The following is a 10,967-nucleotide window of genomic DNA, read 5'->3' on the forward strand; positions in this document are numbered from 1 at the left end:
AGTGATGTATCCCCTGGATTACTTGAACTGTTTAAGGAAACGAAGATCGTTCTCAAAGAACGCACGCAAGTCGTTGACGCCGTAGCGCAGCATAGTCAAACGCTCGACACCCATACCAAATGCAAATCCAGAGTATTTCTCCGCATCGATACCAACGCTGCGAAGTACGTTCGGGTGAACCATACCACAACCGAGAACTTCCAACCATTTGCCATTTTTGCCCATTACATCCACTTCCGCTGAAGGCTCAGTAAACGGGAAGTAAGATGGACGGAAACGTACCTGAACCTCTTCTTCGAAGAAGTTGCATAGGAAGTCGTGCAGGATGCCTTTTAACTGAGCAAAGTTGACGTTTTCATCCACCAGCATGCCTTCCACTTGGTGGAACATTGGCGTGTGCGTTTGGTCATAGTCATTACGGTAAACACGGCCAGGTGCAATGAAACGGAAAGGAGGCTGACCGTTTTCCATTGTACGAATCTGTACACCCGATGTGTGAGTACGCAGCATCAAATCAGGATTGAAGAAGAAGGTGTCGTGATCCGTACGTGCTGGGTGATCCTCTGCAATGTTCAAGGCATCAAAGTTGTGGAAAGCGTCTTCAATTTCAGGACCAGACTCAACATTGAATCCTAGCTCGCCAAAGAACTGCTCGATACGCTCAACCGTACGAGTCACCGGGTGCAAACCACCGTTTTCGATGCGACGACCAGGGAGTGTCACGTCGATGGTTTCAGCGGCCAGTTTCTCTTCTAGCTCTGCGCGTTGAAGGGCATCTTTACGCGCCGCGATAGCTTGTTGAACCACACCTTTCGCTTTGTTGATCTCTTGACCCGCTTCGCGACGTTCTTCCGGTGGCAGTTTACCTAGGCTTTGAAGTTGAGCCGTTAGCTCACCTTTTTTTCCTAGGTATTGAACACGCACTTCATCAAGTGCGACAAGCGATGTCGCAGCATCAATGGCTGCGTTCGCATTAGCAATGATCTCTTGTAGATGTTGCATCGTTTCCTCATTACCCTATGTCGGTCAATCACAACCGCCATAAGTGGTAGTGTCCATAAGGTTCCCAAAAGGGATTGTGGGCATTTTCAAATAGCTGTACATAGTAACGAATGCCAAGGTCAAATCCAAACCGAAATCGTGATAATTACTGCCTTTGAATGAAAATTCGCCCCAAGCCTTGATAAAACTCTATTTAAGCCTATCGTAGGTAACACACATTTAAACGAACAAGGAATCAGAATTGGACACACCGAGCTATACCAGCACTCCAGACCATACCATCACCCCAATCACAGCGGAACATAACGACGCAATCTGCCATATTATCAAACGTGTCGGGCAAGAGTTCGGCGCGATTGGGGAAGGCTTTGGCCCTTCCGATGCCGAAGTGCTCGCCATGAGTGAGCACTACCGACCGAGCGAACGCAGCCTCTACTTGGTCGCTCTCTCAGATGGCAAAGTCGTTGGTGGGTGTGGTTTGGCGCCGTTTGGCCAATCCGCTACGCGCTGTGAACTGAAGAAACTGTTTCTATTACCTGAAACTCGCGGTCTCGGAATCGGCAAAGCGTTGGCGTTGCAATGTTTGGCGTTCGCTCAATCCGCCGGATTTGAAGAGTGCTATCTCGACACTCTCGCAAGCATGACGCAAGCCATCGCTCTGTATGAATCCTTAGGCTTTACACACTTATCCGAGCCAATGGACGAAACAGAGCACAACGGCTGCGACGTATGGATGCTAAAATCATTCATAACGGACTAGTTTTCGGCTCTAACTCAGAGGACGATGTATGACCAAGCTATTTCTCACGCGCGCTTTTTTAATCTGTACACTTGCTCCACTGAACGTCACTTACGCCACTGCGCAAGCGTCAGAGAACGAGTGGCAAGCCAATCTTATCGTCTCCGGGCTCAACGTCCCTTGGGGAATCGCCGCTGTCGATGACACCACCTTACTTATCAGCCAGAGAAATGGCGAAATCGGTCAAGTGAATCTCAACACTCAGCGCTACACGGCCATCCATCAAGTCAGCGATGTGGCGGTGTCGGGACAAGGTGGATTGTTGGATGTCGCCCGTTCGCCTTTCGAGAGCGAACGTTACTACTTTACCTTCACTAAGCGTGTCGGCGATGCGCTTGAAACCGCACTGGCAACTGCAACGATTCAAGCGGGTAAACTCAGCCAGTGGCGTGAACTGCTCGTGACAAAATCTGGCTCTGATACCGGTCGCCATTTTGGCAGTCGGATTACCTTTGATGACCAATACCTTTACCTCTCCATTGGCGACCGTGGTGAGCGGCCCAATGGTCAAGACCGTTCCACGCATGCAGGTTCGATACTAAGGCTTCATCTCGATGGTTCAGCCCCAAAAGACAACCCTTTTATTACCGAGAAGGACGCGCAAGCAGAAATTTGGAGCTATGGTCACCGAAATCCCCAAGGACTGTTTTACGACGGCCCAAGTCAAACACTCTGGTCTATAGAGCATGGGCCACGTGGCGGCGATGAAATAAATCTGATAGAAAAAGGCGCGAATTATGGTTGGCCTATCACATCGCACGGCAAAGAGTATTGGGGGCCGCTTGCGGTGGGTGAAGCTGAAGAAGCGCCCGGCGTAACCTCTCCCCGAAAAGTGTATGTCCCTTCTATCGCACCTGGCTCGTTAGTGCTGTATCGCGGCGAGGCCTTTCCTGAGCTGGATGGCAAACTTCTCGCTGGGGCTTTAAAACTCACCCATATCAACGTATTGACCTTGCAAAACAACAACATCATCGAAGAGACGCGCTTACTGGAGTCTTTAGGTGAACGTATCCGAGATATCGAAGTGCTCCCCAACGGAGGCATCGTGTTTAGTACAGACAGCGGAAAACTGTTTCAACTGACTAAGCCTTAGAACGCTGGGTGCCTGCGCCGCAGCTAAATCCGCTACAAGTTAAGACGGTGATAATATTCACTGGCAAGGACGATCACCAAAAACCAAAAAGCCCCAGCATTTCTGCTAGGGCTTTATAAACTGGAGCGACACACGAGGTTCGAACTCGTGACCTCAACCTTGGCAAGGTTGCGCTCTACCAACTGAGCTAGTGTCGCATAGTTTGCTAATAACTTAGCGTTAGATGGTGCCCCGGGCCGGACTTGAACCGGCACAGCGCGAACGCCGAGGGATTTTAAATCCCTTGTGTCTACCAATTCCACCACCAGGGCACACAAATCTAAATTTGTGATGCCGTTACGGAAACGTAACACACCATCTAGATATCGAATTATCGCTATCTGAAAATTTTTTGGAGCGACACACGAGGTTCGAACTCGTGACCTCAACCTTGGCAAGGTTGCGCTCTACCAACTGAGCTAGTGTCGCAAATGGAGGCGCGTCCCGGAGTCGAACCGAGGTCCACGGATTTGCAATCCGCTGCATAGCCACTCTGCCAACGCGCCTTCGTTGTACCAAGTTAAGCTGCTTGTTTGCTGCCTTCCTCTTGGGTACGGAATGCATTCTACGGATTCGAACTTGTTCGTCAACACTAATTTTTATTTTTTGAATCGTTTGTCTAATTTACCGACAAAACTTTCAAAATTAACTATTTTCTGTTCAATTTCCGCCAATTCTTCACCTTGTTTCTGTCTGTTTCGTTGTCAATCAGATCGACACCAACTGTGCGCTAGGCCCCGTACCCTCTTGCACAGAGCGTGAGCCAAGAAACAAAATCTTGCTTTGCTGCTCGTTCGACACTGAGTTCTATATAGAATGAAGTTCTAAAAAGAATATGGCGGAGAGAAAAGCCCCAATGCAGCGACCAGACAACCTTATTCCAACGCGACCGACGCTGGGTATCATCATGCCGGTGCTGAGTGGATTTTACATGGGTGAGATAAACGCGACCCTCAGGCAGCTTGCCTTTGAGAACAATATCAACCTGATGTTTATTCGCAGTGGCGATCATCCAGAGTTCGATTTACCCGTCGGTTTTCTGCATTTAGATGGCCTCATTGTATTGCTCGGTTGCGCCAGTGAACGTTTGGTTGAACATGCCCTCTCTCTCAACATTCCCGTCCTTTCAATGGGTGGGCATTATTCATTGGACGTTGAACACTTTTTTAGCGACCAAGCTCAGGGAATCACCGCCCTCTACCAGCATCTCACCTCACTTGGTCACCGCCAGATAGGCTTTTGTGGCGATTTTACCGTTGATGACATTCGACAACGCTTCTCTGCCTATAAAACCATCCAACAGGCCTATGGTCACCCTGCTAGTCAAGCGATGATCTTCGAAGTCAACAACTGCTCGCTGGCCGGCGGCCGTGAAGCAGCGGTGCTTTATCAACAGCGCCAATCACCGTGTAGCGCAATTATTTGTGCCACTGACCACAATGCGATCGGAATGATAGAACAGCTTGAACACATGGGCCTAAAGGTACCGCAGGACATCGCGGTGGTTGGCGTAGACAATGTCTTTCTTGGCGACCACACTACCCCGCCGCTCACCACTGTCGACCAAAGGCTTGAGACGCTCACTCGAGACGTCTTCTTTCGAGCTCTTAAGCGGATGCAGGGTGCACCCTATTCAAGAATCAGCACATCGCTCGAGCAACAGTTGATTGTGCGGCGCTCTTGTGGCACTAAGCCTCGTAAAGGTCTCAAGGCCATCGACCCCACCCTTGGCTCTCCGATTCGCCAAGCTTTACTGACCAATGAAGGCCGATCGTCGTTTGAGATTTTCGAAAACTTTTATTCCCTCGCTCAAGAAGGCTTTTCTGCCATCTTAGATGCTCAGAGTATCTACAACAGTCCGCTCGCTTGGGCATGTTTAGCCACGGGGCGTCATGGTGAGTACCACGTCGACAGTTGGGCTGAGAAAGGGATGACACATCCTAGCACGTTGGATAGTCAACATCGTATCAGCGACGGGATCGAGAGTTTTCCGTTTATCCAACACGATACCCACTATATTGCCACCATCATTCCGATCGCCACCGGAACCCAGCAGCAGTGGAAACTGGTGTCGGTTGTGGATGCCATCAGTGACGAAGTCAACATTCACTCAATGGCGATGTTCAATAACTATTTAGATATGCTGGCGCTGTTTATCGAGCGTGACGCACTGATTGCCACCAGCAAACACAACGAGCAACAATCACAGCAACTGCTTGAACAACTCGAAGTGGTGTCCAATAGCTCAAACGATGGTATTTGGGAGTGGGACATCGCCGCTAACCATTTTCGCCTCAATGGTCGTTTACTGGCGATGGTAGGTATAGAGAGCAACCGAACCAGCGGCGTCTACCCTCTCGAACAGGTCATCGACTTAGCTCACCATGAAGATAGAGAGACTCTAAAGCAAGCGCTCAAGCAGCATCTACGCGATCAAACCCCGTTCAAGTTGGAATTTCGCTTAAAAAGTTCGAAAGGTGAGATATTGTGGGTTAATGCGGCCGGCTCCGCCTTGTACAATGCGCAGGGTCGAGCGGTGAAAATGATCGGCTCGGTCACCGATGTCACCGAGCGCCGAGTGAGCGCGGAAAAAATCCGTCAAATGGCCTATTACGACGCTTTAACAGGTGTAGCGAATCGCCGCAAGATCATTGAAGTCATGAACAGCCAACTTGCCGCCCTACCTACACAGCCCAAAGCGGTCATGTTGATGGATTTAAATCGCTTTAAATTCATCAACGATACTTTTGGTCATCATGTCGGTGACGCCTTGTTGCAACACGTCACGCAACAAATCCAAAGCACATTAGCCGCGACACATCGCATCGCCCGACTCGGGGGTGATGAGTTCTTACTCTTTTGCGATGTGGCAAACCGAGAACAAGCGCTGGCGCTCGCCAGTGATATGTTGGACGTCATCAAAAAACCGCTGCACTGTGAAGAGATTGAACTGGTCGCCAGCGGCAGTATTGGCATTGCCATGTATCCGTGGGATGCGACAACACCCGATGATCTCATCAAGCGGGCAGACATTGCCATGTACCAAGCCAAACGCCAAGGTGCAACACAGCCCGCCTGCTATCGCCAACAAGACGAAGAATCCCTGTTTGATAAAGTGACCATGGAGCATCACCTCAAGCTCGCGATTGAAAACCGCGAAATCGTCATGCACTACCAACCGCTGTTTTCCCCAACGGACAATCACTTTACCGCTGTGGAAGCCTTGGCGCGTTGGCACTCTCCGCAGCTTGGACACGTTGCGCCGCATCAATTCATTCGTCTCTCAGAGGAAATCAACCTGATTGGTGCTCTGGGTAAGCATCTGATTCATCAGGTGTGTCGCGACATCAAACAGTCCGTCAGCCTTAACCGCTACCAGCATGTCTCTGTCAACTTGAGTGCAAAGCAGTTGATCCAACCCGACTTCGCCCATGAGCTGATCTCCATCATTCATCATCACCACCTTCCTGTCAGCCGCTTTTGTTTTGAGGTCACAGAAACCGCCGCCATCACAGATTTCGACGCCTGCTTACAAGCGCTCACCACCTTGAGCCAAGCGGGCGCGAAAATCTCACTCGATGATTTCGGCGCCGGCTTCTCCTCTCTCTCTTTACTGCAAAAACTGCCGATTGATGAGATAAAAATTGACCGTTCGTTTGTCAAAGACATCGTGTTTAACGACAACGACCTTAACTTTGTCTCGACCATCGTCGTGATGGCGAGAGGGCTTGGGCTGCGCGTCGTGGTAGAGGGCGTGGAAACCACCGCGCATTTGGATAAACTCACCAAACTGGACGTGGATTTCTTGCAAGGCTACTGTTTTGCGATGCCAAGCCCTATAGAGCAACTCAGTCACTACGTTCCGGCGCAACAACCCGCCTTCACGAAACCGTCAGCATTAGAAACAACACAGCCCGTCGATTGACGGGCTGTGAGCGTGAATAATGAACGTAATGGATTAATGATGTTCTTCGTCGAGTAGATCATCTTTGGCGGCCAACAAGTATTGCGCCATCGACCAGTAGGTAAGAAACGTCGCGACGTATAGTGCCGCGTAGCCGAGCCAAACCATCCAATCATCGTAACGCCAAATCAGAACCCAAAGCGCAAACATCTGGCTCACCGTCTTCACTTTTCCCACCCAAGAGACGGCGACACTGGCGCGTTTGCCGATTTCCGCCATCCATTCACGCAGCGCGGAGATGATGATCTCTCGAGCGATCATGGTGACAGCAGGGATGGTCACCCAAATGGAGTGAAAGTGCTCGGTAATCAGAATCAAGGCGGTTGCCACCAGCACTTTGTCCGCAACAGGATCGATAAACGCACCAAAACGGGAAGTTTGACCCAGTTTTCGCGCCAACATGCCATCTAACCAATCGGTGAACCCTGCCACAAAGAAAATCATTGCCGCCGCGAATGGAGCCCAAGCGTAAGGAAGATAAAATGCCACGACGAAAATGGGAATCAAGAAAAGTCGCAACAAAGACAGTAGGTTCGGAATGTTTAAACGCATATTTATTTAAGGCTCTTTTTGTGTGCGTACGGCTGGCAATCCGCCGTTTTGGCGGGCTCTTATGTTGCGGGATTTTTCTTATTGTTTCAATGCTTGATAGATGTTTTCTGCCAAAGAGTGGCTGATGCCCGGAACTTTGGCGATTTCTTCAACAGTTGCACGTTTGAGCTCTTGTAAACCGCCCATGTATTTCAGCAGCGCCTGACGACGTTTCGGTCCGATGCCTTCAATGCCTTCAAGTGCACTCGTACGGCGTGTTTTACCACGTTTCGCACGATGCCCGGCAATCGCATGATTGTGGCTCTCATCGCGAATGTGCTGCATCAAATGCAAAGCAGGCGCGTCACTGGGCAGGTTGAACTCTTCACCATCGGTGGTGATTAAGGTTTCGAGGCCAGGTTTTCGTGTCACCCCTTTCGCAATACCAATCAGTTTGGGTCGCTTTGGCCAATCCCCCCAGTATTGCGAAATGATGTCATGGGCTCGGTTAAGCTGACCTTTACCACCGTCAATAAAGACAATGTCGGGGATTTTTTCGACATCAAGCTGCTTGGCGTATCGGCGCTCAAGCGCTTGCCCCATCGCGGCGTAATCATCACCACCGGTGATCCCGGTAATGTTGTAGCGTCGATACTCTTGCTTCAAAGGGCCTTCGTGATTGAATACCACACAAGAGGCAAGCGTACTCTCACCCATGGTGTGTGAGATATCAAAACACTCCATTCTGGCGATCGTCTCCATACCCAATGCCTCCCGAAGTGCTTTGAAGCGCTGAGAGATGGTCATTTTATGGTTGATCTTGGTGGTGATTGCCGTCAGTGCATTGGTGTTCGCCAGTTTGAGGTAGCGACTCCGTGTCCCTGTCGGGTTGGTATGAAAATGGACTTTACGACCGAGCCGCTCACTGAGCGCAGTTTGCAACGCTTTGGTTTCGTCACTTAACCCAGCATTTAAGATAATACGCGTCGGTACCGTGCGTGCTTCGTTGTGCGCGAGGTAGTACTGAGTCAGAAAACTGTGAAAGACCTCTTGTGCATCCGTCTCTGCTGGGATCTTAGGGAAATGGCTTCGAGAGCCAAGTACCTTGCCTTGGCGAATCATCAAGATGTGGATACACGCGATGCCTTTCTCTTGAGCAAAACCCAGTACATCCATGTCGTCCATCGAATCTTCAGAGACAAATTGCTGCTCTTGCACGCGGCGGATGGCTTGAATCTGATCGCGAAACTTTGCCGCATCTTCAAAACGCAGTGACTGACTCGCCTGCTCCATTTTTTCCACCAGTGTCGAGAGCACTTGGCTGTCTTTGCCTTGTAAGAACAAGCGCACGAGATCAACCAACTCTTGATATTCCGCGTCAGAAATAACGTCACTGACACAAGGTGCAGCACAGCGACCAATTTGGTACATCAAACAAGGGCGGGTGCGATTGCTGTATACCGTATCCTCACATTGACGAACCGGAAAGATCTTCTGAATCAGATGCAGCGTTTCTCGAACAGCACCAGAGTCAGGATACGGACCAAAATACTCACCTTTACGCTTTTTCGCCCCACGATGCATTGAAAGCCGCGGGTGCTTATGACCACTAACAAAAATGTACGGATAGGATTTATCGTCACGCAATAGCACATTGTACTTAGGCAAATACTGCTTGATGTAATTGTGCTCAAGAATAAGGGCTTCCGTCTCCGTGTGCGTAACGGTGACATCTATCTTGGCGATATGACTGACGAGCGCGCGAGTCTTCTCGCTATCCACATTTTTGCGAAAATAGCTAGAGAGGCGCTTTTTGAGGTCTTTGGCTTTGCCGACATAAATAACCTCAGCCTCGGTGTTGTACATGCGGTACACACCGGGCTGATTGGTCACAGTCTTAAGGAAGGTTACCGAGTCAAACGTTTGTGTCACTAGAGGGTCTCGGTGTCGAGCATTCCATGTCGTATCGCTAGGTGCGTCAATTCAACATCGCCACTGATGTGCAGCTTATTGAACAAACGGTAGCGATAGCTGTTTACCGTTTTGGGGCTAAGATTCAGTTGTTCGGAAATATCCGTCACTTTTTGCCCCTTGGTGATCATCATCATGATTTGCAGCTCACGCTCTGATAAATCAGCAAATGGATTTTCAGAGGCGGGTGAGAATTGGCTTAATGCCATCTGCTGCGCTATCTCTGGTGAGATGTAACGCTGACCACTGTGAACAACGCGGATCGCGTTGACCATTTCATCAGGACCTGCACCTTTGGTTAAATAACCGGCAGCTCCCGCTTGCATCACTTTCGTTGGAAACGGATTTTCCGTATGAACAGTCAAAACAATGATTTTTACATCTGGATTGAATCGCAGGATTTTCTTTGTCGCTTCTAAGCCACCAATACCGGGCATATTCATATCCATCAAAATGACGTCTGCATGATTGCTACGACACCATTTTGCTGCATCTTCACCGCTTACAGCTTCCCCTGCTACGTTCATTCCACGGACGTCTTCAATAATACGTCGTATCCCTGTGCGAACCAGCTCGTGATCATCTACAAGGAAAACATTTATCAAACTTGTATCTCCACACTTTTAACTTGGCTCTGCACCCACTTATACAGTGGATAACAGCATGGCTGCCTAGTTTAACTCATTTTGGTTTTTATTGCCTGCACTGAATATGTGCCCAAACGCAAAGTTTAGCAAGAACTTATTTTCATAACTGTTGGACTGCACTTAATTAACCTAAGAATCAATAGTTTGACACTATTTAAAGCGATAGATTCTCAACATTTGGAGCATGAATGCTTTATTCGTAGCTATGCATTGAAAATGCAATCAATTTCAACTATTCATAAAAAGGATGTAACGAATTGCGTTGCAAAACCCTCGTTGGCATTAAGCTGACGAACCATAATGATATAAGGATATGGTATGAAAAAGCTTCTCGCAGTGGCAGCACTGGCTTCAACTCTTCCTCTCTCAAACGTCGCAATGGCCGATTCTGATATCGGTTGTGGTCTAGGTACCATGATTTTTGATGGTCAATCTGGCAAAGTCTTCAAAGTGCTAGGCGCCACAACAAACGGTACGTTCGGTAACCAAACCTTTGGTATTACATTTGGTACATTGGGATGTGATGGCAACGGCACGATCAGCTCAGCGCAGAAATTAGCCCTGTTTATCGATGGCAACATGGACAATCTTGCGCGTGACATCGCGAAAGGCGAAGGTGAAACGCTCGCGACACTTTCTGAAGTGTGGGGCATCCAAGAATCAGATAAAGGCGCGTTCAATACGCTAGCGCAAGAGAACTTCTCGCAAGTGTTCCAGTCTGAAAACGTCACGTCTGAAGAGGTGTTCACCAACCTCAACGCCTTGGTCTCAAGCGACCAAACACTGGCCAACTACGCGATTTAATCCTCGCTTAAAAGGCGCTGCACGCTTGTGTGGCGTCTTTTATCCTCTCAAACTTGTATTGAATATCACTGTACCACTCGAATTATCAGCATGTTGGCGTTAAAGTCATCGCAAGCC

The 10,967-nt window shown here is 49.2% G+C and carries 8 protein-coding genes and 4 tRNA genes; 4 read left to right on the plus strand and 8 right to left on the minus strand.

Going from position 1 to position 10,967, the window contains the following annotated elements; translation table 11 throughout:
• Window positions 1-18: 18 nt before the first annotated feature.
• Window positions 19-1,002 (minus strand): phenylalanine--tRNA ligase subunit alpha, encoded by a 984-nt coding sequence (gene pheS, locus AC6R0L_RS12995; protein ID WP_334550655.1) that lies wholly within the window; start codon window positions 1,000-1,002, stop codon window positions 19-21.
• 241 nt (window positions 1,003-1,243) lie between these two features.
• Between pheS and AC6R0L_RS13000 the strand changes: the two genes are divergently transcribed.
• Window positions 1,244-1,762, plus strand: coding sequence for a GNAT family N-acetyltransferase (locus AC6R0L_RS13000; RefSeq protein ID WP_500629373.1), 519 nt, complete (start codon window positions 1,244-1,246; stop codon window positions 1,760-1,762).
• Between the two features lie 28 nt (window positions 1,763-1,790).
• On the plus strand, window positions 1,791-2,894 hold the full coding sequence (locus AC6R0L_RS13005; protein WP_500629374.1) for a PQQ-dependent sugar dehydrogenase: 1,104 nt from the start codon (window positions 1,791-1,793) through the stop codon (window positions 2,892-2,894).
• Between the two features lie 121 nt (window positions 2,895-3,015).
• Here the strand turns inward: AC6R0L_RS13005 and AC6R0L_RS13010 are convergent.
• The 4 genes from AC6R0L_RS13010 to AC6R0L_RS13025 all read right to left on the minus strand — a co-directional run bounded on the left by AC6R0L_RS13010 (window position 3,016) and on the right by AC6R0L_RS13025 (window position 3,439).
• Window positions 3,016-3,091, minus strand: a tRNA-Gly gene (locus tag AC6R0L_RS13010).
• 27 nt (window positions 3,092-3,118) lie between these two features.
• Window positions 3,119-3,205, minus strand: a tRNA-Leu gene (locus AC6R0L_RS13015).
• Between the two features lie 81 nt (window positions 3,206-3,286).
• Window positions 3,287-3,362, minus strand: a tRNA-Gly gene (locus tag AC6R0L_RS13020).
• Window positions 3,363-3,365: 3 nt separating this feature from the next.
• A tRNA-Cys gene (locus tag AC6R0L_RS13025) sits at window positions 3,366-3,439 on the minus strand.
• Between the two features lie 329 nt (window positions 3,440-3,768).
• On the opposite strand from AC6R0L_RS13025, the gene AC6R0L_RS13030 reads away from it, so the two are divergent.
• Window positions 3,769-6,858 (plus strand): EAL domain-containing protein, encoded by a 3,090-nt coding sequence (locus AC6R0L_RS13030; protein ID WP_500629375.1) that lies wholly within the window; start codon window positions 3,769-3,771, stop codon window positions 6,856-6,858.
• A gap of 33 nt (window positions 6,859-6,891) precedes the next feature.
• Here the strand turns inward: AC6R0L_RS13030 and pgsA are convergent, their stop codons facing one another.
• The 3 genes from pgsA to uvrY form a co-directional block, all read right to left on the minus strand.
• Window positions 6,892-7,449, minus strand: coding sequence for a CDP-diacylglycerol--glycerol-3-phosphate 3-phosphatidyltransferase (pgsA, locus tag AC6R0L_RS13035; RefSeq protein ID WP_500629376.1), 558 nt, complete (start codon window positions 7,447-7,449; stop codon window positions 6,892-6,894).
• A gap of 78 nt (window positions 7,450-7,527) precedes the next feature.
• Window positions 7,528-9,360, minus strand: coding sequence for an excinuclease ABC subunit UvrC (gene uvrC, locus AC6R0L_RS13040; RefSeq protein ID WP_500629377.1), 1,833 nt, complete (start codon window positions 9,358-9,360; stop codon window positions 7,528-7,530).
• Window positions 9,360-10,004: a UvrY/SirA/GacA family response regulator transcription factor gene (gene uvrY, locus AC6R0L_RS13045; RefSeq protein WP_334550669.1), complete on the minus strand. Its 645-nt coding sequence runs from the start codon at window positions 10,002-10,004 to the stop codon at window positions 9,360-9,362. The genes uvrC and uvrY overlap by 1 nt, the downstream gene beginning before the upstream one ends.
• Before the next feature lie 360 nt (window positions 10,005-10,364).
• On the opposite strand from uvrY, the gene AC6R0L_RS13050 reads away from it, so the two are divergent.
• Window positions 10,365-10,850 carry a DUF3015 domain-containing protein gene (locus AC6R0L_RS13050; RefSeq protein WP_500629378.1) on the plus strand — a complete coding sequence of 162 codons (486 nt, stop codon included), beginning with the start codon at window positions 10,365-10,367 and terminating at the stop codon, window positions 10,848-10,850.
• The last annotated feature ends 117 nt before the right edge of the window (window positions 10,851-10,967 follow it).

The organism is Vibrio sp. R15-SG3-ISO1A (genome assembly GCF_059833955.1).

Excerpts from the sequence above, each read along its gene's own strand:
- pheS (WP_334550655.1), bottom strand. The coding sequence starts at position 1,002 with ATGCAACATCTACAAGAGATCATTGCTAATGCGAACGCAGCCATTGAT.
- AC6R0L_RS13005 (WP_500629374.1), top strand. The coding sequence starts at position 1,791 with ATGACCAAGCTATTTCTCACGCGCGCTTTTTTAATCTGTACACTTGCT.
- AC6R0L_RS13030 (WP_500629375.1), top strand. The coding sequence starts at position 3,769 with ATGGCGGAGAGAAAAGCCCCAATGCAGCGACCAGACAACCTTATTCCA.
- pgsA (WP_500629376.1), bottom strand. The coding sequence starts at position 7,449 with ATGCGTTTAAACATTCCGAACCTACTGTCTTTGTTGCGACTTTTCTTG.
- AC6R0L_RS13050 (WP_500629378.1), top strand. The coding sequence starts at position 10,365 with ATGAAAAAGCTTCTCGCAGTGGCAGCACTGGCTTCAACTCTTCCTCTC.